This is a genomic window from Streptosporangium sp. NPDC000396 (genome assembly GCF_042898655.1).
Classification (GTDB): domain Bacteria; phylum Actinomycetota; class Actinomycetes; order Streptosporangiales; family Streptosporangiaceae; genus Streptosporangium.
In genome coordinates this window covers 480,491-502,704 of sequence record NZ_JBIAZA010000001.1, presented here as the reverse complement: position 1 = coordinate 502,704, position 22,214 = coordinate 480,491, and the positions used below count along the sequence as shown (strand labels likewise).

Here is a 22,214-nt window from a genome sequence, read left to right as displayed (position 1 = left end):
TCGGTGCCTGCCGCTGGCTCGGCTCCGACAACCGCATCTTTTCATTTGTCTAGGTTGCTTGAGGTCCGCTTGCGCGGTGCGGGCTAGCCCGCGTAACGCTCGGCGAGACCCACGAGGGTCCGGGTGATCGCCCCCGTGCCGCCCTTCGGGGTGTAGCCGTGAGGCTCGCCCTTGTTGTAGGCGGGGCCGGCCATGTCGATGTGCGCCCAGCTGACGCCTTCGGGCACGAACTCCCGCAGGAAGATGGCGGCCGTGAGCATTCCGCCGAAACGCTCGGGGTGCAGGTTGGCGATGTCGGCGACGGGGGAGTCGAGACCCTTGCGGAGCTCCTCCGGCAGGGGCATGCCCCAGGTGGCCTCGCCCTGCTCGCCGGCGGTCTCGACGACCTGCTCACGGAGCTCGTCGTCGTTGGCCATGACGCCGGCCGTACGCCAGCCGAGCGCCACGATCTGCGCGCCGGTGAGCGTGGCGACGTCCACGATCACGTCGGGGTCGTCCTGGCCCGCGCGGGCGATGCCGTCGATCAGGACCAGGCGGCCCTCGGCGTCGGTGTCGAGGACTTCGACGGTCTTTCCGGCGAAGCTGGTGAACACGTCGGAGGGGCGCTGCGCGGTGCCGCTGGGCATGTTCTCCGCCAGGCAGAGGTAGCCGACCGCGTTGACCTTCAGGCCCAGCTTGGCGACCGCCACGAGCGCGCCGAAGACCGCGCCCGCGCCTCCCATGTCTGACTTCATCCACTCCATCGAGGAGGTCGGCTTGATCGACAGGCCGCCCGAGTCGAAGGTGATGCCCTTGCCGACGAACGCGATCGTCTTGGCGGCCTCCGGGTGGCTGTAGGCGAGACGGACCAGGCGCGGCGGGTTGGCCGAACCCTGGCCGACGGCGACGATGCCGCCGTAGCCGCCCTCCTTGAGGGCCTGCTCGTCCAGGACTTCCACCGACAGGCCCGCCTTCGAGCCGATCTCCTCGGCGATGTCGGCGAAGCGCGCCGGCCACAGGTCCGAGGGCGGGGTGTTGACCAGGTCGCGGACCAGGGTGACCGACTCGGCCACGGTGGCGGCGCGCTCGATCGCGGCCCCGGCGCCGTCGGCGCCGCTCAGCACGGTCAGCTCGGCCACCGGGGCGGCCTGCTCGCCGGTGGTCCGGTATTTGGTGAAGGAGTAGGCGCCGAGCAGACCGCCCAGGGCCACGGCTCCGGCCTGCTCCGCACTGGCGGCGGGCAGGGCGAGCGCGACACGGGTGGTGCCCGCCAGGGCGCGCGCGGCGGTGCCCGCGGCGCGGCGCAGGGCCTCGGCGTCGTAGTCGCCTTCGGGAGCGTCGCCGAGGCCGACGACGACCAGGAGCGGGGCGGTCAGCGCGCCGAAGGTCGGAACCTTGGCGATCTCGCCCGTGTCGCCCTTGACGCCCATGGCGCCGAGCGTCGCGGCGAGCTTGCCGCCGAGCGCTTCTTCCAGGCCTTCGGCCCCCCGGGCGGGGCGAGGACCGTCGGGGCCGGTATGGACGCCGACGACCAACGCGTCGGTATCGAACGAGACAGCGTTGTCAGTTGTGTTCAGCCGCACAGTGGTCACGTCGCCCGATGCTAGTCGGGCTTTGGGAGTACGCATAAACGCGGGTTCGTCCTACGAATCGGCGGGCCCTCGAATGAAGCCAGTATCACTAGCACCATATGAATGATGGTGCTAGTGTCGATAGCACCATGTTGCTCACTTTGGATCTGAACGATCCCCGGCCGCTACACGAACAGGTCGCCGGGACGATCCGCCGCGCCATCGCCGACGGCTCCTACGCGCCTGGCGACCGGCTGCCGCCCGCCCGGGATCTGGCGGATGCTCTGGGAATCAACGCCAACACCGTGCTGCGCGCGCTGCGTGAGCTTCGGGACGAAGGCCTGCTGGAGTTCCGCCGCGGGCGCGGCGTCAGCGTGCTCAGCCGGCCCGACGCCCGCGCGGTGCTGGCGGAGGCGGCGCGCGAGCTGCTCGCCGAGGCCGACCGGTACGGCTACGGGCCGGAGGAAGTCATTCACATCATCAGGGAGCTTTCGTGACCCGGCCGCATGACCGCCGCAGTCCTTCCCGCGCGAGCAGGCAGACCACAGGCACCTCGCCGGTGCCCGCACCAAGGAGGGTGCACCAGTGACCACCCGAGGCCGCGCCGTCACCGTCGCCGCCGTCTGGGGTGCGTTCGTCAGCGCCGTTCTGATCGCCGCCCCCCTCGCGCTACGCGACCGTCTTCCCGACCCGCTCGCGACCCACTGGGATGGAGGATCCGTTCCCGACGGGAACATGTCCTTCGCCGTCAGCCTCACGTTCGACCTGGCCTTCTGGGCGGTCGTCTGGGTCTTCCTGCTCGGTGTCGCGCTGCGCCGCGCGCCGCTGGGCGCCCGGCTGTGGCGCGTGCACTGGTGGGGTCTCCTCTTCGGCTGGGCGGTGCTCGCCCTGGGCATGACGGGCTCCACCCTCTACGCCAACCTCGACGCGACCGACTGGCGCCGGGCGGTGCTGCCCGGCTGGCTGGTCGCCGTCGTGATCGGCGTGGCCGTCGTGATCGGCGCGCTCGCGGGCTACCTCGGCCGAGGCGAGCCCGATCGGGCTCGTGACCACTCGGCGGAGACGCCGAGCCTGCGGCTGCGGCCGGGACAGCGCGCGGTCTGGGTGAGCCGTACCGCCAACCCCTGGCTGACCGGTGCCGCCGTCTCGGCCTTGCTGTCCGCCGCGGTCCTCGCCGGCCTCGCCGTGACGGGCGTGCTGGCGGGCCCGATCGTCTGGGTCAGCCTGGTCGCCCTCCTCCCTGGGGCGCTGTTCGGGCTCGCCACGAGTTCGGTCGGCGTCCGCGTCGACGCGGAAGGCCTGCGCGTCGGCTTCGGCCCGTTCGGCCGGCCCGCCCGGCGCATCCCGGTCGGTGGGATCGAGTCGGCGTGGGCGGAGCGGTGCGCCCCCGGCGATGTCGGAGGCTGGGGACTGCGCGGCCTGCCCGGCACGGGCAGGGTCACGCTCATGCTCCGGGGAGGTGACTGCCTGGTCGTCCGCCGCACCACGGGAGGCGAGTTCGCCGTCTCCGCCGATGACGCCGAGCGCGGCGCGGCCCTGCTGAACGCTTACGTGGCCGAGACCGCCGGCTCATGATCAGGGTCCGTCGCCACGAGCCCTACCGCCCGGCCGATCCGCACCTCGCCGCGTCCGGGTTCCGTGCTTTCCCCGTCCCGCCCCGGTCGCGAGACGGCCCCCGTTCACCCCCGATTCGAAGGTGGCGTCATGTCACGTCGTTCCACTGATTTATGGCTGTTCCTGCTTGCCGCGTTCGGCCTGTCCTGGCTGCTCGCCCTCCCCATCTGGCTGACGGGCATCCCCCTCGGCTCCCTGCCGATCCTGGTGATCGGCACCGCGATCATGTTCACGCCGACGCTCGGCGTCCTCGCCGTCCGGATGTACGGCAGGCGCAGAGGAGAGCCCGGGACCACCTGGCGCGAATGGGCCAGGCGGACGGGCCTGACCCTGGGCGAGCGCCGGGGACGCGCGCTCGGGCTCTTCGCGGCGGCCTGGTTCGGCACCCCGGTGCTGGCTGTCGTGGCGATCGCGCTCAGCGCGGCCCTCGGGCTGCTCGCCGTGGACCTCGACGGGCTCAGCCTGTTCCGCCAGGGCCTGGCCCGAGCCGTTCCGCCGGGTGCTCCCGTGCCGGATGCCGGGGTGGTGGCCGCCGCGCAGGTCGCGTCCGCGTTCCTGATCGGCCCGCTGATCAACTCGATCGGGGCCTTCGGCGAGGAGTGGGGCTGGCGGGGCTGGCTGCTGCCGCGCCTGATGCCGCTGGGCACGTGGCGGGCGCTGCTGATCTCCGGGGTGATCTGGGGGGCCTGGCACGCCCCGCTCACCCTGCGCGGCTACAACTACCCCGAGCTCGGCGCGTGGGCGGCGCCCATGTTCGTCGTCTTCTGCGTGGCCTTCGGGTCTCTTCTCGGCTGGCTGCGCCTCTACTCCGGCAGCGTCTGGCCCGCGGTCGTCGGCCACGGCGCGCTGAACGCGTCGGTAGGCCTCACCCTGCTGGCCGGTGACGCGGCCGCCCCACCCCACCTGTCCGTCGCGGGCATCACCAGCCTGGTCGGCTCGGCGTTGATAGCCGTGATCTCCGCGGTGCTGTTCAAGCGCCGCCCGGTCGGGCAGCCCACCCCGGTCGTGGTCTGACAGAGGTCATCCCACGGCCGCCATGTCCGTCAGAGACGTGACCGCGTCCTGATCGAGGTCATCCCACGGCCACCGCGCACGCCACCAGGGCGGCGGCCGTGGCGATCTCCACGAGTGCGCCGAGCACGTCCCCGGTGATCCCGCCGAGCCGCCGCACGGCCCTGCGCCGCACGGCCCAGGCAGCCAGCAGCCCGACAAGGACGGCCAGGGAGGACGCCAGGACGGCGGGTGTGGATCGGCAGAAGCGGGCGGTGAGCGTCCGGCTTGACTCGTAGGCCTCGTTACTCATGAGCGTCAACCCAGGTCCGGCCTCGCTGGGTGGCGGAGCATAGGCGAAGACGCCGTATTCGCTGGAAAGGCCGGGAAAGACGGCGGAGATCAGCGAGTCGAGGGTGACGAGACGGGAGAGGAAGGCCAGGGCGGTCACCCCGATGAGCACGAGGGCGGTCACGGCCAGGGCGGCGCCTCGCCGTACGGTGCCGGCGACCATCGCGCCGAGGCCTCCCGGGCGGGCCGGTGGGATGCCCGCGCGGCAGGCCCAGGCGAGCGCCAGCCTGCCCGCCGCGCAGGCCGTGACCAGCGCGACCGGTCCCGTTCCCGCGGCGGTGAGCTCCGACAGCGCCGCCACCTGGACCAGCAGAGTGAAGATCAGTGTGACGACGCCGAAGGGGCCGATGTCGGAGCGCTTCATGATGTCCAGCGCCTGCTCGGCGGGTTTGCCGCTGCCCAGCCCGTCGGCCAGGTCGGCCAGCCCGTCCAGATGCAGTCCCCGGGTGAGCAGCGCCAGGGTTCCCACGGCCAGCACCGACGCGAGCAGCGGGGTGATCCCCAGCCACAGCGCCGCCGTGAGCACCATCCCTCCGGCGGCGCCGATCAGCACTCCCACGAACGGGGCGATCGTCATCGCGGTCCCCGCGGCCCTGCGGTCGACCACCCCGGGACGGACCGGGAACACGCTCAGCGTGCCGATCGCGAGACGCACCCCGTCGGCGAATGTGGAAGGGCTGTCCGAGGGCGGCGTTCCAGACATGACCGATGAGCGTAGCCCGCCGTCCGGACATCCCGGAGCCCGGGAGACGGACCGCCCACCCACCCGCCCACCGGAACCGCCGGGCGCGACGCCTTCCACGCCTGGCCATGCGGGCGAGCGGGGAGTCAGGCGGGGAGGGTCAGACGGGCAGGGAGAGGAGCCGACCGGCCACGACGAGGGCGACGTCTTCGGACTCAAGGGCCAGCCGCTGGTTCAGGCGGCCGAGGGCGTCACGGAACATCCGGCCGCTGGAGGTGGCGGGCACCACGCCGAGGCCGACCTCGTCGGACACCGCCACGACCCGGACCCGGACCTGCCGCCAGGCGGCGACCAGTTCGTCGCACCGGGCCGTGACCGCCTCCCGGCCGCCCCCGCCCGACCAGGCGCCGCACTCGTCGAAGACCGCGGCCATCCAGGTGCCGAGCCCGTCGATCAGCATGGGGGTTTCGGACGCCAGCAGCAGCCCCGCCAGGTCGGTGCTCTCGACCGTGTCCCAATGAGCCGGCCTGCGGTCCCGATGCGCCTGGACCCGGCGGCCCCACTCGGCGTCGTCGCCGCCGGACGGCCCGGTCGCGACGTAGAGAACCTCGGGCTCGGCCGCGAGCCGGAGCTCGGCCTCGTCCGACTTGCCCGACCGCGTCCCGCCCAGGAGGAGGGTTCGCCTGGGCTGCGGGGCCCGGGCGGGGGCGGGCTCGCCCAGGTCGATGACCGTCCCGTCCGGTACGGCTCGCACTCCCCACAGCGCGGCCCGCCGGGCCAGCTCCGCCTCTGTCGGCACCCGGTGGTCGACGTTCACGGCCACGATGTGCGTCCGCTCGCCGACCACGCCCCGCCGCCGTAGGTCTCCCAGCCGCTCCGGCCGGTCCAGCACGTCCACGAGCACCAGATCGCACACCGGTGCCGTCTGCTCGCCGTCCGCGTGCGCCGGTCCCCGCCGCTCCGCGCGCCCGCCCGATCGGCGCGCGGGCGAGCCGGGGAGCGGGGCCGCGTAGAGGATCCGGCCGCCGCCGGGAGTGGTGAGGACCAGGCCGTCGAGGCAGGCCGAGGCGCGGTAGCCGGGGGGCAGGGACGGGTCACCGGAGGCGCGGGATACGGAGAGGGGGGAGCCGGAGGGCAGGGGCGGGTCGCCGGGGTCGGCGGAGCTCCAAGATACGGAGAGGGGCGGGTCGCCGGGGTCGGGGGAGGTGGGGGACGCGGAAGGGAGCGGGCCGGGGGGCGGCAGCCGTACGGAATCGGCGAGGACGACCTCGGTGGGGCGGCGATGACCGGGGGCGAGGCGGACGCAGGAGGCGCACGCGCAGTCGGGGACGGGCCAGCCGCGGGCTCCCGCCGTGCCGGAGATCAGGACCTTCACCGCCTCAGCGTACGGCCGGCCCGGATGAGGAGAACGGGGAACCCATCGGGACGCTCGGCGCGAGGGAAGGGCGGAATCGGGCAGCATGATTATGCCTCCACGCTCGGGAAGACCCGGAGATGTAGGGTTCGCTGAGCCGTCTGGAGACACCGGATAAACCCTGTAAAAGGAGCGTGTGACATGACCTGGCACTGGCGTTATGAAAACGCGAACGGCGGTGTGGTGACCGAGGGAGTCGCGCCGTCCGAAACGTTCCCGAGTCAGGCGGACGCGGAGTCATGGCTGGGTGAGAGCTGGCGTGAGCTGCTGGATTCCGGTGTCGAAAGGGTCACGCTGCTTGAGGGTGACCGAGTCGAATACGAAAGAATGTCACTGCGTCCCGAGTGAATGAGAAAAACCCCTTGGGTTTCCCTTTCACCGGGGAAACCCAAGGGGTTTTGTTTGTCTCCGTGGTTACGGACGCTTCTCCGGGCTCACGGTCTTGGCGGGGTCCCGCTCGACGATCGGGCCGAGAACATCGTCGATCTTCTTCATCACCTCGGCGTCCAGCTTCACACCGGAGGCCTTGACGTTGTCGCGCACCTGCTCCGGCTTGGTCGCCCCGACGATGGCGGAGGCCACGTTCGGGTTCTGCAGCACCCAGGCCACGGCGAGCTGGGCCATGGTCAGACCGAGGTCGGCGGCGATCGGCTTCAGGTCCTGGACACGGGTGAGCACGTCGTTGCCCAGCATCCGGGAGATGAAGCCGCCCCCGGTCGGGTCGGTGGCCCGGGAGCCGGCGGGCGGCGGCTGGCCCGGCAGGTATTTGCCGGTGAGGATGCCCTGCGCGATCGGGGACCAGACGATCTGGCTGAGTCCTTCGTTCTGGCAGAGCGGCACGACCTCGGCCTCGATGACCCGCCACAGCATCGAGTACTGAGGCTGGTTGGAGACCAGGCGGTCGAAGCCCATCTGGTCGGCGATCTTCAGGGCCTGGGCGATCTGGTCGGCGGTCCACTCGCTGACGCCGACGTAGAGGACCTTGCCCTGCCGTACGAGGTCGTCGAAGGTCTTGAGGGTCTCCTCGAGCGGCGTCTCGTAGTCGAAGCGGTGGGCCTGGTACAGATCGACGTAGTCGGTCTGCAGGCGGCGCAGCGAGCCGTTGATGGACTCGGTGATGTGCTTGCGGGACAGACCGCGGTCGTTCGGGCCGCTACCCGTGGGCCAGTAGACCTTGGTGAAGATCTCCAGAGACTCGCGGCGGACGCCCTTCAGGGCGCGACCGAGCACCTCCTCCGCCTTGGTGCCCGCATACACGTCAGCGGTGTCAAAGGTGGTGATCCCCTCGTCGAGCGCCGCTTTCACGCATTCTTTGGCGGCGTCCTCCTCTACTTGGGAGCCATGAGTGATCCAGTTGCCGTAGCTGATCTCGCTGACCATGAGACCGCTGCGGCCGAGGTGGCGGAATTCCATGCCACCGACCCTAGTAGGTGCCCCGGGACAGCCCGATTCGGGATACTCTGCCCGGCGTGTTGCGGTTGATCACCTCTCGATGGGTACGGCTCGCGCTCGTGGCCGCCGTGGTCACGGCGATCGTGGTGGCGGTCCTGCGCCTGCGCAGGTCTCCGGCCGTCCCGGAGACCGCCCCTCACGCCGGGGCCAAGCGCGAGGCCACAAAGGCCACAGGGACCACACCGGAGTGGCCCCCGGCCCCGATCCTCGGCACCCCCACCGCCGAGGATCTCAAGCGTTACGCCGCCAGGCCGTACATTCCCCGGTTCCTCAACCCGGACGGCCCTCCGCGAGAACCCGCGAAGCCCCTGGACGCGGCCACCCGGCGCAGTCTGGTCCGCTGGGGCGCCATCGCGGCCGCACTGGTCCTGCTGGTCTTCGCCTCGCAGGCCCTGGAAACCGCGACCTTCTCCAAGGAGACGGAAACGGAGACGCAGGCGCAGTACAGCGAGCACCACTACTTCGACGAGGACTCCCGCGGCGTGCTCGACGGCCGGGACTGCACCCCCGCCTCTCCGGCCCCGGGCGGGATGCTTCACGCCTTCTGCGCGGAGGAGAAGAACGCGGGGGCGATTGCCGGGGAACAGAGCGCCGCCACACCCTCGTCCGATCCCTCACCCGTGCCCTCCCCTGAGGAGACGGCGGAGGCATCGGAGGCATGGGGTCGGCAGGAGCCCGACCGGGACTGCGCCCCGGCGGCGGGCGCCCCGGTGGTGCGGAGGGTGAACCCGCGGGTCGTCCGGGCGGTGAACCGGCAGTGGGCGCGGATCGAGAGATGGCTGAGAACCAACGCCCCCGCGAGCTACCGCACGCTCGCGAAGCCCGCCAGGGCCAGGACGATCGCCATCGCGGAGGCCCAGATGGGCCTGATGTTCCCCGACGCCCTGCGCGCCTCCCTGCTGCGGCACAACGGGGCCGTCTCCGCGGGGAGAACCTGGCCGTTCGGTTTCCTGGGCCAGGAGAACATGGGCGTCCGCGAGATTCGCGACACCTGGCGGACGATGTGCGGGATCGACGCCGAGGACGTGAGCGACCCGCGCTCGGAGTGGTGGGACGGGCGGATGATCCCGTTCGCCTCCGATGGGAGCGGGAACAACCTCGTGATCGACTCGGTGCGGCGCGATGTGGGGGAGACCGACCACGAGGGCCAGATGAACTTCGAGTTCGGAGAGGCTCCGATCCGCTCGTACTACGCCCTGTTGAAGGGGACCGCCGACGCACTGGAGACCGGCGGGCTCGTCGGCCACTGGAAGCCCCAGGTGGTCGAGGGTGAGCTCGACTGGGACGTCCCCGACTGAGGCGGGGCGGCGTTTTCCGGTGTGCGTCTCCAGGGACGCGTTTCCGGAGTGCGTCTCCGGGAGTGTGTCCGCGGGAGCCTTCGGAGCGGGGGTCTTCGGGAGCGAGGGCGTGAGAGAGCGAGGGCTTCCGAAAAAGGACGGCCCGCCCTTCCGATGAGGAGGGGCGGGCCCGAGACCTACTTCTTCGCCGGGACGGGCTTGCCGCCGGGCAGGACGGTGGGCGGCGGGAAGCGCAGCTTGCGGATCTGCAGCGCGCGCATGGCCGCGTAGAGGCCGACGCCCTTGAGGTTCTTCTCGTCGGGGAACTTCTCCACCACGAGCTTCTTGACCTTCCACGCCACCCAGGCCGAGGAGAGCACCACGCCGACCATCATGAGCGGCCAGCCGATCGTGATGACGGCGACGTTGACGTAGTAGCGGATCTCGACGGGGAAGGGGATCCAGGTGAACAGCAGGATCAGCAGCGAGAAGGGCAGGAAGTACTGGCCGACTAGGCGGCGGGAGTCGACCCAGTCGCGGGCGAACTTGCGAGCCGCCCCCTGGTCGCGCGCGGGGAAGTAGCGCTCGTCGCCGCGCAGCATGCCCTCACGCGCCTTGGCGCGGTCGTTGGCCTGGCGCTCGCGGAGCTGCTTGTAGGCCTCTTTGCGGTTCTGGGGGGCGTTCACCGGTCGGCGGCGTTGGCCTTCGGCGTCCCGGCGCTTGGGTGTGGGACGCCCCTTGCCCGCAGGCTTAGGATCGTTTGCGGAGACGGGGGAGTCGTCCGCGGTGGTCTGGGTACGTCGGAACACATCGTCAGCCTACCGGGACTGCAACTTAGTGACGCCCTCGTGCGTTATGCGTAGGGTGAACCTAGGTGGCTCCGGTGCTTTTCTTGGGGGGCTGGAATCACTGGGGTGACCCAAAGCGCATTTGAAGAAGGGGACGGCCGACGCGCATGAGCGTGATGAAGAGACTTTCCATGATCTTCAAGTCCAAGGCCAACAACGCCTTGGACAAGATGGAGGATCCGCGCGAAACCCTGGACTACTCCTATCAGCGCCAGCTGGAGCTGTTGCAGAAGGTGCGCCGAGGTGTGGCCGACGTCGCGACCTCGCGCAAGCGGGTGGAGCTGCAGATCAACCAGATCGAGGCCCAGGCGCGCAAGCTTGAGGACCAGGGCCGCAAGGCGCTCAGCGTCGGCCGCGAGGACCTCGCTCGCGAGGCGCTGACCCGCCGCAGCAGCCTGCAGACCCAGATCGCCGACCTCCGCGTGCAGCACGACAACCTGCAGGCCGAGGAGGAGAAGCTCACCACCGCCTCGCACCGGCTGCAGGCCAAGGTTGACTCCTTCCGCACCCGGAAGGAGACGATCAAGGCGACCTACACCGCCGCCGAGGCGCAGACGCGCATCAGCGAGGCCTTCTCCGGCATCTCCGAGGAGATGGGCGACGTCGGCCTGGCGATCCAGCGCGCGGAGGACAAGACCGCGCAGCTGCAGGCGCGGGCCGGAGCCATCGACGAGCTCCTGGCCAGCGGCGCTCTCGACGACTTCAGCGGGTCGCGCGGTGACGACATCCAGGCCGAGCTGGACCGCCTGGGCGGCGGGCACGACGTGGAGCTGGAGATCGCCCGGATGAAGGCCGAGCTCGGCCAGGGGTCCGCGCCCCAGAGCGCGATCGAGGCCGGGGCGCCCCAGCAGCAGCCCCAGCAGCAGTCGCACCCGCACCCGCAGCAGGCCCCCCAGACCCAGCAGTACCGCCAGCCGGGGGAGGGCCTGTGATCGTCCGCATCATGGGTGAGGGTCAGGTCGAGATCGCACCCGATGACCTCAACGTCCTCAACAACCTCGACAGCCAGCTGGAGGCGGCGATCGAGGCCGGGGACGAGGAGACCTTCAGGACCCGCCTGCACGATCTGCTCGACAAAGTCCGTCACGTCGGCAAGCCGCTTCCAGACGACAGCCTGGAGTCCTCGGAGCTGATTTTGCCTCCGGGCGACGCTTCCATGGACGAAGTGCGGGAGATGCTCGGCAACGAGGGGCTGATTCCCGGCTAGTTTGGGCATATGGCACACACCCGGTTCGCCCCGGACCGGGGCCTGACCAGTCGCATGGTCGTGACCATGTTCCTGCTCGGGCTGCTCTACGTCGTCTTCGTGGGCGTTCTGATCTCGCTGGGAGTCCGGACGACCATGGTGCTGCTCATAGCCGGTGGCACCTTGTTCGCCCAGTATTTCCTGTCTGACCGCATCGCGCTGTTCGCGATGCACGGACGCGAGGTCAGCCCACAGGAGGCGCCCGAGCTGCATGGCATGATCGATCGCCTGTGCACGATGGCCGACATGCCCAAGCCGAGGGTGGCGATCGCCGACACGGACGTCCCGAACGCGTTCGCCACCGGCCGCAACCAGAAGAAGTCCGTGGTCTGCGTGACCACCGGGTTGCTGCGCCGCGTGGACAGGATCGAGCTTGAGGGCGTGCTCGCCCACGAGATGTCCCACGTGGCCCACCGCGACGTCGCGGTCATGACGATCGCCTCGTTCCTCGGCATCGTCGCCGGGCTCATGACCAGGGTCGCGCTCTACACCGGCCTGGGCGGTCGCGACCGCGACGAGAAGGGCGGGCTGCCGATCGGCCTGATCATCCTGCTGGTCTCGATCGTGGTGTACGCGGTCAGCTTCCTGCTCACCCGCGCCCTGTCCCGCTACCGGGAGCTGGCCGCCGACCGTGCCGGAGCGCTGCTCACCCAGCGCCCCTCGGCCCTGGCCGGCGCGCTGGTCAAGATCAGCGGCGAGATGGCCCGCATCCCGACCAGGGATCTGCGTGAGGCCGAGCCGTTCAACGCCTTCTTCTTCGCCCCCGCGGTGTCCGGCCGCGCCACCATGGCGAAGCTGTTCGCGACCCACCCGCCGCTGGAACAACGCCTCGATCAACTCGCCAGGATCTCCGCCCAACTAGGACAGGGAGTTTGACCGGTGAAGTGGCTGGATGCGTTGCTGGGCCGTACCGAACCGGTGAAGCCGGACCTGGACGCCCTGTTCGCGCTGCCGGCGGCGGCGGTGACCCTGCAGGCCGCGACCGGGCTGGAGCCGACCGGGCACGGGTCGGTCTGTTTCCGCTCGGCGGAGGGCGGGGCGTTCGCCACGGTGGAGCGCGATGTCGTCCAGCTGATCTCCACCGGGGGCGGGCCGCCGGTGGAGGAGTTCACGGACTCCTACGGTTACACGTGGCTGCTCGTGCGGCGCACGCCCGACGAGGTCGGTGACCTGGTCACCGATCTGCACGCGGTCAACTCCTCCCTTGAGGCGGAGGGCTTCGGTCCCTCCCTGCTCTGCTCGATGGTCCCCTTCACCGACCAGGCCGGCCGCAGGCTCGCCCTGGTCTACCTCTACAAGAGGGGCACCTTCTACCCGTTCGCGCCGCTGCACGGCCAGAGCCGGGACAACGCGCTGGAGCTTCAGGTGCGCGCCGCGCTGGAGGGCGAGCTTCCGATCGAGTCCGATCTCAGCCGCTGGTTCCCCCTCTGGGGCGCCCCCGGCCTCTAGCGAGCGCCCGTTGCGTCCCCGGCGGCGCCTGACCGTGGCCGCGGCCTGCGCGTTCGTGGCGGCGGGCCTGCTCTACAACGCATGGGTGCCGGTGCAGTTCCTCAACCCGGGGGTCGGCCCGCCGGGCGGGTACGTCAGCGAGCTGGCGGCGGCGGACCAGCCGTGGTCGTGGCTGGTACGGCTCGGCGACGTGCTGGCCGGGATCGCGTGCCTGGCCGCGGTGGCACTGGTCCCCGACGAGCGTCCCGGCCGCTGGGGGGCGGCGGGCTGGTTCGGTCTCGCGCTGTTCGGCGGGATGACCGTGCTGGACGGCTTCTCCCCGCTGACCTGCGCCTCGCTGAGCGACCCCCTGTGCGCGGCGGCGGAGGCGACCGGGCAGGTCCCGCTGTCCCACCGGCTTCACGCGGTGTTCAGCACGCTGGCGCTCACGGGTGCGGTGATCAGTCTCCTCACGCTGCCCGTGAGCGCGCGGCGCCGGCGCAGGTGGCCGCTCATCGGGTACGGCGGAGCGGCGTCGGCCGTGCTCATGGCCGTGGCCACGGTGTGGACCCTGGCGGCCATCGCCTCCGGGGGGCCGGTGGGGGTCGCGCAGCGGTTCCAGATCGGGGCCGTCACGCTCTGGCTCCTGCTGGTGGGGGCGGCCCTGTGGCGGGATCGGACGGTGGCGGCCCCGCCGAAGGCACACGTACTGGTGGAAGGGGCCGGAACGCCGCCGGTGCTGATCTGCGCGGGGATGGCGGGGGCGTGGTTCCACTGGGACCGGGTCGCCGCCGACCTGAGCCGCGACCACGAGGTGATCCGGTTCGACCGGCCGGGTCTGGGGCTCAGCTCAGGTCACCGCGGGGCGCCCACGTTGCGGGAGGAGGCCGGGCGGATCGGCGCGCTGGCGGTGTCCCCGGTGTCCCCGGTGCCCCCGGTGGTGGTGGGGCACTCGGTGGCGGGCCGTCACGCGGAGGCCTTCGCCCGGCTCCGCCCCGGGCGGGTGACGGGGCTGGTGCTGGTCGATCCCAGCTGCGAGCCCGAGGCCAGGCCCCGCCGGAGGTCACGCGCGGCCGTCGTGCGCGCCGTACAGCGTGCGCTGCCGGCTCTCGGCGGCACGTTCGGCGCGACCGCGGTCGCGTATCTGGTGCTGCCCCTCGGGCACCGCCTCGTCATGGGGGCGGATGACCGTGCCCGCGGCGTGTACGGCAGAGGCCGCGTCCTGGCCGCCGCGGTGGCCGAGTGGCTGGCCTACCCGGACATGGCCGCCGAGCTCTTCGAACTGCGCAGGACCCACCCCTTCCCCCGGATTCCCGTCGTGATCCTCAGCGCCGGCCCGGAGGACCGCTGCCACCGCGACCTCGCCGAACTCCTGAACGCCACGCTGATCTCCCTGCCCGACGTCGGGCACGAGGTCCAGCTGGAACGTCCCGGGGCGATCGCGGAAGCGGTCCGGACGCTCGGCAGATTTCACGATATGTAGGCGGGTATTACGGTGTGAGTGGCGATCATCTTGGGGGTGATGATGGCGACCGGGGTGAAGGACCGGAGCTGGGCGGCGGCGGTGCCCCGGGCTCTGAGCGTTTTCTTCGCGGTGCTGGCGGCCTACTCGGCGGTCATCGCGCTCGTCGGGCCGTTGCGGAGCCTCCTCCGGCCGGCCAGCACCCTGATCAGCGCCAGCCTCTTCTCGGTCGAACCCAACCTCGGCTACGCGGTGTTCCTGGCCCTCCTCGCCGGAGCCGTCTCCCGCCGCAAGCGCGCGGCGTACTGGCTGCTCGTGGTGCTGCTGTCGCTGACCGTCCTGCTCGACGTGGTCCTGCTGCCGCTGGTCTACCTCTTCCGCGACAGGGCCATCGAGGGAATGCATCCCACCTGGCTGCTGGTCACGGGCGCGATCAATCTCGTCTTCATCGGCGCCCTGCTGACCATGCTGGTGCTCGCCCGTCACGAGTTCTACGCCAAGATGCAGCGCGGCGCCTTCCGCAAGGCGCTGCTCACGCTGGTCGCGCTGCTGGCGCTCTCCTTCGGGGTCGCCTATCTGCTCGTCATGATCTTCCCCGGCACGCTGGTGCCGCAGGACCGGTTCGCCTGGGCCCTGGAGAAGGCGCTGGGCGGCGCGGTCACCCTCGACCTCGACCGGGTCGGTCACCCTCCCAGCTGGGTCGGCTTCGCCGTCGGCCTGCTGACGGCCGTCGCGATCCTCTCGGCGTTCCTGGTGCTGTTCCGCTCCCAGCGGGCCAGCGCCGAGCTGCCCGCGGACGAGGAGGCCAGGGTGCGCGCGCTGCTGGCCGTCGCGGGGGAGCGCGACTCCCTCGGCTACTTCGCCACCCGCAGGGACCGCACCGCCATCTTCTCGCCGAGCGGCAAGGCGGCCGTCTCCTATCGCCCGGTCGCGGGGGTGAGCCTCGCCGGAGGCGACCCGGTCGGGGACGTGGAGGCCTGGGAGCCGGCCATCCGGACATGGATGGAGCAGGCCAGGGAGTACGGCTGGACCCCGGCCGCCATCGGAGCCAGCGAGGAGGGGGCCAGGGCCTACAACCGGGCCGGGTTGCGGGTGCTCCAGCTCGGCGACGAGGCCGTGATCCGGGTGGCCGGCTTCACCCTCGACGGCAGGGAGATGCGCGGGGTCCGGCAGGCGGTCCACCGGATCAGGAGGACCGGCCACACGCTGCGCGTCCGGCGGCACGAGGAGCTGACCCCGGAGGAGATGCGCCAGATCATCGACCGGGCCGAGGCCTGGCGGGACACCGAGACCGAACGCGGCTTCTCCATGGCTCTGGGCCGCCTGGGAGACCCGGCGGACGGCAGATGCGTGCTCGTCGAGGCCCTGGGACCGGACGGCGGCCCCGCCGCGCTGCTGTCCTTCGTGCCGTGGGGCGAGCACGGTCTCTCCCTCGACCTCATGCGCCGCGACCGCGAGGCCGACAACGGCCTGACGGAGTTCATGGTCGCCGGCCTCGTCGAGCGGGCGCCAGGGCTCGGCGTGGAGCACGTCTCGCTGAACTTCGCGGTGTTCCGCTCCGCCTTCGAGGAGGGCGCGAGGATCGGCGCGGGGCCGGTGCTGCGGGCGTGGCGGAGAACGCTGCTGTTCTTCTCCCGGTGGTGGCAGCTGGAGTCGCTGTACCGGTCGAACGTGAAGTACCGCCCCGAGTGGGTGCCGCGCTATCTCGCCTACGAGGACGGCCGTGACCTGCCCAAGGTCGGCCTCGCCTCGGCGATCGCCGAGGGGTTCCTCGGCCACGGCCCGAGCCTGCCCACGCTGCTCCGGCGCGGTGAGAGCCCGGCCCGCGCGGAGGCGGAGGCGCCCGTCGCGCCGCAGAGACAGGACGAGCGGGCAGGGAAGGAGCCGTGCGGGCCGCCGGAGGAGGAAGGACGGCGGGGGCCCGCCGTACCGGAACAGGTCAGGGTTCGCCTGGCCAAGCTGGACCGGATCCGGGCCGAGGGCGGCGACCCGTATCCCGTGGGCTGTCCCCGCACCCACACCGCCGCCGAGGTCCGCCGGGCCCATCCCGCGACGGCCCCCGACCGGCGGACCGGCGAGCGGGTCACGGTGGCCGGCCGGGTGGTGCTGGTCCGTGACCACGGAAGGCTGCTGTTCGCCACGATCACCGACTGGAGCGGCACCCTCCAGCTCATGATCACTCAAGCCGCCGATCTGGGCCGCTGGCGGCGCACCGTGGACCTGGGCGACCACGTCGGCTGCACCGGGGAGGTCGTCACCAGCAAGACCGGAGAGCTGTCGGTGCTGGCCGACGAGTGGACGCTGGCCGCCAAGTGCCTGCACCCGCTGCCGGGCAAGCGGCGCGGTCAGGTCGGCCCGGAGGCGCGGGTACGGCAGCCCCACCTGGACCTGATCACCGACCCCGAGGCCCGCCGGACGCTGCGGATCAAGGGCGCCGTCCTGCACGGCCTGCGTGCCGGCCTGGTCCGGCGGGGTTTCCTGGAGGTCGAGACGCCCATCCTGCAGTCCGTTCACGGAGGTGCCAACGCCCGGCCGTTCACCACCCACATGAACGCCTACGACATGGAGCTCTGTCTGCGGATCGCGCCGGAACTCCACCTGAAGCGGCTGTGCGTGGGCGGGGTGGAACGGGTTTTCGAGCTGGGCCGGACCTTCCGCAACGAGGGGGTCTCCTACAAGCACAATCCCGAGTTCACGATGCTGGAGGCCTACCAGGCCTACGCGGACTACCGGACGATGCTGGACCTGGCCCGCGACCTCGTTCAGGAGGCGGCCGTCGCGGCGTTCGGCGCGCCGGTGGCCCGCAGGGAGGGGCAGGAGGTCGACATCTCCGGGACCTGGCGGACGGTCGGCGTGCACGAGGCCGTCTCGCAGGCCGCGGGGGAGGAGGTCACCATGGACACCTCCGTCCAGGAGCTCCGCAAGCTGGCCGACCGGCTGGCGGTGCCGTACGACCCGAGATGGGGCCGGGGCGAGGTGATCCTGGAGCTGTACGAGCGGCTGGTGGAGGAACGGACCGTCGAGCCGACCTTCTACACCGACTTCCCGTCCGAGGTGTGCCCGCTCACGCGGCCGCATCGCCGGGATCCGAGGCTGGCCGAGCGGTGGGACCTGGTCGCGTTCGGGGTCGAGATCGGCACCGCCTACTCCGAGCTGATCGATCCGGTCGAGCAGCGGCGCCGCCTGACCGAGCAGTCGTCGCGGGCCGCCGGAGGCGATCCGGAGGCGATGGCGCTGGACGAGGACTTCCTGAACGTGCTGGAGTACGCCATGCCACCCACCGGTGGCCTCGGTCTCGGCGTGGACCGGCTCGTCATGATGCTCACCGGCAAGTCGATCCGGCAGGTGCTGTCCTTCCCGCTGGTCCGGCCGCGGGGCTGACGCACTGATCTTTTCCCGTCACTCCAGCAACGGCTGATGCACTGATTGTGACCATCTACCCCCACAATGGACCGAAAAAAGTTCTTAAAGGGGGGATGTGGCCATGCCGGACCTCGCGTCCTTGCGGCCTGGGGATCCCGAGCGGGTGCGGGAGTACCGGCTCACCGCGCGGCTCGGCGAGGGTGGTCAGGGCACGGTCTATCTCGGTGTGTCGCCCACGGGGACCCGGGTGGCGGTGAAACTGCTCCGCGCCGACCTCGCGCAGGACGAGGAGGCGCTGGAGCGCTTCGTCCGTGAGGTCAGCACCACCCGGCGGGTCGCGCCGTTCTGCACCGCCGCGGTGATCGACACCGGGGTCGACCGGCATCGGCCCTACATCGTCAGCGAGTACATCGACGGCCCGACGCTGGACGCCGTGGTGGCCGCCGAGGGACCGCGCGAGGGCGCGGCCCTGCACCGCCTGGCGATCGGCACGGTGACCGCGCTGGTCGCGATCCACCAGGCGGGGATCGTGCACCGCGACTTCAAGCCGTCCAACGTGCTGCTCGCCCCCGACGGCCCCCGGGTGATCGACTTCGGCATCGCCAGGGCGCTCGATCGCACCTCCACGCTGACCGCGACGGCGATCGGCACGCCCTCCTACATGACTCCCGAGCAGCTGGCCGGGGAGACTGCCGGGTCGCCGGCGGACATGTTCGCCTGGGGCTGCACCATGGTCTTCGCGGCCACCGGCCGGCCGCCCTTCGGCACCGACAGTCTGCCCGCGGTCTTCAACCGGATCATGAATGTGGAGCCCGATCTGCGGGCGATCGCCGATCCGGCGCTGCGTGAGCTGGTCGGGCAGTGCCTGGCCAAGGATGCCGCCCTGCGGCCTGCGGCGGGGGAGGCGCTGTTGCGGCTGCTCGGCCACGCCGGCGGCGTGTCGGGCGTGTCGGCGCCCGGGGCGCCTCAGGGGATCCTCGCCGAGGGCTCGGCCGCCGCCGCACAGCGGACGGGGCCGGGGCCCGGCGGTCATCCCCCGCTCCACCATTCCGGACCAGAGCGGGGTGGCCACCTCCAGCCCGGGTACGCGGGCCCGGGTGTCTTCCCCCAGACCGGGCCGGGCGGCTACCCCCACCCCCAGGTCGCGCAGGCCGGGCCGGGGCATCCGCAACAGGTGATCTCGCAGCCCTACGGAGGTCCCTCGACCCGTCCGGGCCCGGGCGCCCTGCCGTACCCGGTGCGGGCGGAACCCGCGGCCGGGCGCGGGCGCGGGGTCTGGATCGCGGTCGGCGCGGGGCTCGGGGTCACGCTCGTCGCGGCCGTGGGGATCACGCTGTCGCTGCGGGGCACGACGCCCGGGAAGACCGGTTCCACCCAGGCGGCCGTCACCTCCAGGTCCGGCGACGCCGTCTCCGGCACACCCACCCCGGCGGTCTCCGCCGTGCCCCAGGCGAGCAAGACGATCAAGCTTCCCGGCAGCTCGATCACGCTCCACGAGAGCGCCGCCGACCCGATCAAGCTCAGCTCCTACAGCCTGGACTGGGACAAGCGCCTCTACGTCCGCACCCGCGGCACCGACGAGTTCGCCAAGAGCGACAAGTACTTCCAGTACACGGTGAACGCCTCCGGAACCCACGCGCTGGCCACCGACAGGGTCTACGACAAGAGCAACTACGCCGTCGTCTCGATCGTCGACCGGAGGTCCGGCGCGGTGAGCCAGGTCAAGGTCACCAAGGCGCCGGTCTACCCGACCCTGCCGCAGTGGTCCCCGGACGGCCGCCGGGGCCTGGTGACGCTGTACGAGGCGGTCGGGGACACCAGCAAGGAGTACGGCTACGCGGTCATCGACATCGCCAGGAAGAAGGCCAGGATCGTCCGGGTGAAGGAGAAGGACGCCGGCAGGTGGAGCTACTTCTGGCGGGGGGACGGCAGGGCGGTCGGCACCTGGGCGCTCACCGGCAAGACCCAGCGCATCCGTTTCTACGACCTGCAGGGCACCGTGCTGCAGACCCTGCTGGACGTGGGCACCCCGATCACCGTGGAAGGCGACGACGTCTCGCCCTCGGGCGCACTGCTCCTGACGTACTGCAAGGGGACCGAGAAGGAGATCTGCATCTGGTCCACCGGCGCCGACGGGGAGGCCCAGTTCAGAATCCCGTTCGAGACCAAGCGGCTCATCGGCTGGTACGACGACCGGCACATCGCGGGCTGGCGGCGGAAGGGCTCCGGCTACGAGGCCGTGGTGATCGACTTCCAGGGGCAGGTGAAAAGGGTGCTGGCCACCACGACCGAATCCAAGGAGTACGAGAAACAGTTCATGCGCTTCACCCGTGAGAGCTGAGCCGGCTTCCTCCGGACCTCCCTGCCGGTGGCGGGAGCACGCCGTAATCTGATCTTCAAGACATGACAGGGCTCACCAGCGGTTCCCCGGCGGGGCTCTTGCCCCGTGGTGCCATGAGCCTATGATCAAAATGTCTCACACCGTGGCCGCGGCGGCGCTTGTCACCATGAGCGTGTTCGGCGGGGCCGCGCTCGCCGATTCTCACCCCGACTCCGCGAAGGTGATCGTGGACGACAAACGCTCACAGGTGACGGTCGTGGGGGAGGGAAGCCTGTCCTCCGCCCCCGACGTCATGCGCCTGAACACCGGCGTGGAGGTGCGCCGCGACTCCGCGAAAGTGGCCCTCGCCGACGCGCGCAGGGCCGCCGCCAGGCTGACCAGGGCACTGGTGGACGCCGGAGTCGAGGCCAAGGACCTGCGGACCGACGAGCTTTCCCTCGGCCCCGAATACGCGGACTACCCCAGGGTCTCCGGCTACCGGGCGGTGCAGGGCGTCGAGGCCGTGGTGCGTGAGATCGGCGCCGTGGACCGTGTGATCGACGCGGTGGCCGGGATCGGGGAGGACGCCCGGCTGAACGGCGTCTCCTTCGAGGTGTCCAGCAGCCGCAAGCTCCTCAAGGCCGCGCGGGACGCGGCGTTCAAGGACGCCATGGCCCGCGCGGAGCAGTACGCCAGGCTGTCCGGCCGTGACCTGGGCCCCATCCTGTCGATCAGCGAGGAGGGCGTCACATCGCCCCACCCGATCATGTTCGAGGCGGGGGCGGTGTCCGACAAGGCCTCGATCAGTCCCGGCAGGCAGACCGTCTCGGTCAGCGTCCGGGTGGTCTACGAACTGCGATAGCTCCCCGCCAGGGGACGGACTCCGGCGTTTGCGGCTCGCCGGAGCCCGTCCGGGGGCGTCAGGGAAGGGCCAGCATCCGGTCCAGGGCGACCTTGGCCCAGTGGGTGGTGTCCTCGTCCACCGTGATCTGGTTGACGACCTGGCCGGCCGCCAGGGACTCCAGCGCCCAGACCAGGTGCGGCAGGTCGATGCGGTTCATCGTCGAGCAGTAGCAGACGGTCCGGTCCAGGAACGTCACGTTCTTGTCGGGGAACATCTGTCCCAGCCGCTTGACCAGGTTCAGCTCGGTGCCCACCGCCCAGGAAGACCCCGCGGGCGCCTCCTGGAGCTTCTTGATGATGTATTCGGTCGAGCCGACGTAGTCGGCCTTGGTGACCACCTCGTGCCTGCACTCGGGGTGGACCAGCACGTTGACGCCGGGGATCCGCTCCCGGACGTCGTCGACGCACTCGGCGGTGAAGCGGCCGTGCACCGAGCAGTGCCCCTTCCACAGGATCATCTTGGCGTTCTCAAGCTGCTCGGGGGTCAGCCCGCCGTTCGGCCGGTGCGGGTTGTACACGACGCAGTCGTCCAGGGACAGGCCCATCTCCAGCACCGCGGTGTTGCGCCCCAGATGCTGGTCGGGCAGGAACAGCACCTTCTCCCCCCGGGAGAACGCCCAGTCGAGGGCGCGCCTGGCGTTGGAGGAGGTGCACACGGCGCCGCCGTTGCGCCCGCAGAACGCCTTGATGTCGGCGCTGGAGTTCATGTAGGTGACCGGAACCGTGACGTCGGCGATCCCGGCGTCCTCCAGCACCTCCCAGCACTCCTCGACCTGGTCGAACGTGGCCATGTCGGCCATCGAGCAGCCGGCCGCGAGATCGGGCAGCACGACCTTCTGGGAGTCGCCGGTCAGGATGTCGGCCGACTCGGCCATGAAGTGCACGCCGCAGAAGACGATGTACTCGGCGTCCGGCCGGGCGGCCGCTTCGCGGGCGAGCTTGAACGAGTCGCCGGTCACATCGGCGAACTGGATGACTTCGTCGCGCTGGTAGTGGTGCCCCAGCACGAAGACGCGGTCGCCGAGCGCCGCCTTGGCCCGCCTGGCGCGCTCCACGAGCGCCGGGTCGGAAGCGGCCGGCAAATCGCCGGGACAGTCGACGCCGCGCTCGCTGTGCGGGTCGGTCCCCCGGCCGAGGACGAAGAGCGGAAGCCCGGTCTCGGTGGTCGTCACGACCACACCCCCTTATCGTCGAACTGACGACTAATGATGACACACACATGGGGGGATTTATTCCGGGGTGAGATGAGGTTCCGGCCCGAGGAATGTGTAGCCGTTGGCGGGTGTTGGTAGCGTCTAAGAAGGACGTCAGAAA

Annotated in this window: 19 protein-coding genes; 13 read left to right on the top strand and 6 right to left on the bottom strand. The window is 71.1% G+C overall.

Features of this window, described 5'->3' with window-relative positions; translation table 11 throughout:
• Positions 1–83: 83 nt before the first annotated feature.
• On the bottom strand, positions 84–1,571 hold the full coding sequence (locus tag ACFY2X_RS02235; RefSeq protein ID WP_389931160.1) for a leucyl aminopeptidase: 1,488 nt from the start codon (positions 1,569–1,571) through the stop codon (positions 84–86).
• A 128-nt stretch (positions 1,572–1,699) separates the two neighbouring features.
• Between ACFY2X_RS02235 and ACFY2X_RS02230 the strand changes: the two genes are divergently transcribed.
• The 3 genes from ACFY2X_RS02230 (at position 1,700) to ACFY2X_RS02220 (ending at position 4,178) form a co-directional block, all read left to right on the top strand.
• Entirely contained in the window at positions 1,700–2,047 is a 348-nt protein-coding gene (locus ACFY2X_RS02230) for a GntR family transcriptional regulator (protein WP_271218622.1), read from the top strand.
• Between the two features lie 88 nt (positions 2,048–2,135).
• Positions 2,136–3,125, top strand: coding sequence for a hypothetical protein (locus ACFY2X_RS02225; RefSeq protein WP_389931158.1), 990 nt, complete (start codon positions 2,136–2,138; stop codon positions 3,123–3,125).
• A 129-nt stretch (positions 3,126–3,254) separates the two neighbouring features.
• Positions 3,255–4,178, top strand: coding sequence for a CPBP family intramembrane glutamic endopeptidase (locus ACFY2X_RS02220; RefSeq protein WP_389931156.1), 924 nt, complete (start codon positions 3,255–3,257; stop codon positions 4,176–4,178).
• A gap of 58 nt (positions 4,179–4,236) precedes the next feature.
• On the opposite strand, the gene ACFY2X_RS02215 is transcribed toward ACFY2X_RS02220, so the two are convergent.
• Together ACFY2X_RS02215 and ACFY2X_RS02210 are read right to left on the bottom strand one after the other, a co-directional pair.
• Positions 4,237–5,208 (bottom strand): adenosylcobinamide-GDP ribazoletransferase, encoded by a 972-nt coding sequence (locus ACFY2X_RS02215; protein ID WP_389931154.1) that lies wholly within the window; start codon positions 5,206–5,208, stop codon positions 4,237–4,239.
• Between the two features lie 139 nt (positions 5,209–5,347).
• Entirely contained in the window at positions 5,348–6,562 is a 1,215-nt protein-coding gene (locus tag ACFY2X_RS02210) for a bifunctional adenosylcobinamide kinase/adenosylcobinamide-phosphate guanylyltransferase (RefSeq protein ID WP_389931153.1), read from the bottom strand.
• A 180-nt stretch (positions 6,563–6,742) separates the two neighbouring features.
• Here ACFY2X_RS02210 and ACFY2X_RS02205 point away from each other — a divergent pair, with 180 nt between their 5' ends.
• Positions 6,743–6,949: a hypothetical protein gene (locus ACFY2X_RS02205; protein ID WP_389931151.1), complete on the top strand. Its 207-nt coding sequence runs from the start codon at positions 6,743–6,745 to the stop codon at positions 6,947–6,949.
• 66 nt (positions 6,950–7,015) lie between these two features.
• Here ACFY2X_RS02205 and ACFY2X_RS02200 read toward each other — a convergent pair whose 3' ends face one another.
• On the bottom strand, positions 7,016–8,014 hold the full coding sequence (locus ACFY2X_RS02200) for an aldo/keto reductase family protein (RefSeq protein WP_389931149.1): 999 nt from the start codon (positions 8,012–8,014) through the stop codon (positions 7,016–7,018).
• A 56-nt stretch (positions 8,015–8,070) separates the two neighbouring features.
• Between ACFY2X_RS02200 and ACFY2X_RS02195 the strand changes: the two genes are divergently transcribed.
• Positions 8,071–9,351, top strand: coding sequence for an SMI1/KNR4 family protein (locus tag ACFY2X_RS02195; protein ID WP_389931147.1), 1,281 nt, complete (start codon positions 8,071–8,073; stop codon positions 9,349–9,351).
• A 176-nt stretch (positions 9,352–9,527) separates the two neighbouring features.
• Here the strand turns inward: ACFY2X_RS02195 and ACFY2X_RS02190 are convergent, their stop codons facing one another.
• Positions 9,528–10,139 carry a DUF3043 domain-containing protein gene (locus tag ACFY2X_RS02190; RefSeq protein ID WP_389931145.1) on the bottom strand — a complete coding sequence of 204 codons (612 nt, stop codon included), beginning with the start codon at positions 10,137–10,139 and terminating at the stop codon, positions 9,528–9,530.
• A gap of 170 nt (positions 10,140–10,309) precedes the next feature.
• Here ACFY2X_RS02190 and ACFY2X_RS02185 point away from each other — a divergent pair, with 170 nt between their 5' ends.
• The 8 genes from ACFY2X_RS02185 to ACFY2X_RS02150 all read left to right on the top strand — a co-directional run bounded on the left by ACFY2X_RS02185 (position 10,310) and on the right by ACFY2X_RS02150 (position 20,859).
• Complete coding sequence (locus ACFY2X_RS02185) at positions 10,310–11,110, top strand: PspA/IM30 family protein (RefSeq protein WP_389931143.1); 801 nt, start codon at positions 10,310–10,312, stop codon at positions 11,108–11,110.
• Entirely contained in the window at positions 11,107–11,385 is a 279-nt protein-coding gene (locus ACFY2X_RS02180; RefSeq protein WP_389931141.1) for a hypothetical protein, read from the top strand. The genes ACFY2X_RS02185 and ACFY2X_RS02180 overlap by 4 nt, the downstream gene beginning before the upstream one ends.
• A 9-nt stretch (positions 11,386–11,394) precedes the next feature.
• Positions 11,395–12,300 (top strand): zinc metalloprotease HtpX, encoded by a 906-nt coding sequence (htpX, locus tag ACFY2X_RS02175; RefSeq protein WP_389931139.1) that lies wholly within the window; start codon positions 11,395–11,397, stop codon positions 12,298–12,300.
• Positions 12,301–12,303: 3 nt separating this feature from the next.
• The gene (locus ACFY2X_RS02170; protein ID WP_389931138.1) at positions 12,304–12,873 is read left to right on the top strand and encodes a hypothetical protein; all 570 of its coding nucleotides are present in this window, start codon (positions 12,304–12,306) and stop codon (positions 12,871–12,873) included.
• Between the two features lie 10 nt (positions 12,874–12,883).
• A complete protein-coding gene (locus ACFY2X_RS02165; protein WP_389931136.1) occupies positions 12,884–14,335 on the top strand; it encodes an alpha/beta fold hydrolase in 1,452 nt (483 codons plus the stop codon).
• Positions 14,336–14,353: 18 nt separating this feature from the next.
• A complete protein-coding gene (gene lysX / locus ACFY2X_RS02160; protein WP_389931134.1) occupies positions 14,354–17,695 on the top strand; it encodes a bifunctional lysylphosphatidylglycerol synthetase/lysine--tRNA ligase LysX in 3,342 nt (1,113 codons plus the stop codon).
• Positions 17,696–17,798: 103 nt separating this feature from the next.
• The gene (locus ACFY2X_RS02155; RefSeq protein WP_389931132.1) at positions 17,799–20,018 is read left to right on the top strand and encodes a serine/threonine protein kinase; all 2,220 of its coding nucleotides are present in this window, start codon (positions 17,799–17,801) and stop codon (positions 20,016–20,018) included.
• A 121-nt stretch (positions 20,019–20,139) separates the two neighbouring features.
• Entirely contained in the window at positions 20,140–20,859 is a 720-nt protein-coding gene (locus tag ACFY2X_RS02150; RefSeq protein WP_389931130.1) for an SIMPL domain-containing protein, read from the top strand.
• Between the two features lie 58 nt (positions 20,860–20,917).
• On the opposite strand, the gene nadA is transcribed toward ACFY2X_RS02150, so the two are convergent.
• On the bottom strand, positions 20,918–22,072 hold the full coding sequence (gene nadA / locus ACFY2X_RS02145; protein WP_389931128.1) for a quinolinate synthase NadA: 1,155 nt from the start codon (positions 22,070–22,072) through the stop codon (positions 20,918–20,920).
• Positions 22,073–22,214: the final 142 nt, after the last annotated feature.

Bases quoted from the DNA above. Each gene is read 5' to 3' on its own strand.
- ACFY2X_RS02230 (WP_271218622.1), top strand. From the start codon at position 1,700: ATGTTGCTCACTTTGGATCTGAACGATCCCCGGCCGCTACACGAACAG.
- ACFY2X_RS02200 (WP_389931149.1), bottom strand. From the start codon at position 8,014: ATGGAATTCCGCCACCTCGGCCGCAGCGGTCTCATGGTCAGCGAGATC.
- htpX (WP_389931139.1), top strand. From the start codon at position 11,395: ATGGCACACACCCGGTTCGCCCCGGACCGGGGCCTGACCAGTCGCATG.
- ACFY2X_RS02220 (WP_389931156.1), top strand. From the start codon at position 3,255: ATGTCACGTCGTTCCACTGATTTATGGCTGTTCCTGCTTGCCGCGTTC.
- ACFY2X_RS02150 (WP_389931130.1), top strand. From the start codon at position 20,140: ATGATCAAAATGTCTCACACCGTGGCCGCGGCGGCGCTTGTCACCATG.
- ACFY2X_RS02155 (WP_389931132.1), top strand. From the start codon at position 17,799: ATGCCGGACCTCGCGTCCTTGCGGCCTGGGGATCCCGAGCGGGTGCGG.
- ACFY2X_RS02185 (WP_389931143.1), top strand. From the start codon at position 10,310: ATGATCTTCAAGTCCAAGGCCAACAACGCCTTGGACAAGATGGAGGAT.
- ACFY2X_RS02215 (WP_389931154.1), bottom strand. From the start codon at position 5,208: ATGTCTGGAACGCCGCCCTCGGACAGCCCTTCCACATTCGCCGACGGG.
- ACFY2X_RS02205 (WP_389931151.1), top strand. From the start codon at position 6,743: ATGACCTGGCACTGGCGTTATGAAAACGCGAACGGCGGTGTGGTGACC.